General features: G+C 36.7%; 1 protein-coding gene. It reads right to left on the reverse strand.

Going from position 1 to position 619, the window contains the following annotated elements; genetic code table 11:
• Positions 1–603 (reverse strand): PorP/SprF family type IX secretion system membrane protein (locus tag EG240_RS15415; protein ID WP_148096359.1); only part of this gene is annotated, 603 nt, incomplete at its 3' end.
• Between the last annotated feature and the right edge of the window lie 16 nt (positions 604–619).

The following is a 619-nucleotide window of genomic DNA, read 5'->3' on the forward strand; positions in this document are numbered from 1 at the left end:
ACCTCCTGTCAAAAACATGTGCATTACATCACTTCCGAATTTACGGTTGTTCTTTTCTACATAAGTATTTTGTAAAAAGTTGGGTACACTGAATCCTACATAATATTTATCTGTATAATAAAATGCTCCTGCCCCTACATTGAAAAAACTTTGACTTGTATTTTCAGCGAAAGCTGGATCATTTGCATCTGGTACAAATCCATTGATCTCACTAAAAAAATCAGATTGTTGCATGGTCATACCTGCTTTTAATCCTAAAGCTAAATTGTGACCCGGTTGTAATTTTAGGGTATAAGAGAAATCTGCATAAATATTATTCTCCGATACAGGTCCTATTTTATCCGATATTACCGATAATCCCAATCCAACCTTCTTTCCAACTCGTCCGTTTCCGAAAAAAGTGGTCGTCTTTGGTGCTCCTTCCAATCCTGACCATTGCTCACGATGTAAAAGTCCTAATGACAAACCTTCGCGTGATCCAGCATAAGCCGGGTTAATCACACTTTGGTTGTACATATACTGGGTGTAATGTGGATCTTGTTGCGCTGATGATTCCGCAAGCCCTAACAAAGCTAATAAAGCACTTATGTATATTTTCTTCATAAAGTTAATAATTAAA

This window comes from Paenimyroides tangerinum (genome assembly GCF_003865405.1).
Lineage (GTDB): Bacteria > Bacteroidota > Bacteroidia > Flavobacteriales > Flavobacteriaceae > Flavobacterium > Flavobacterium tangerinum.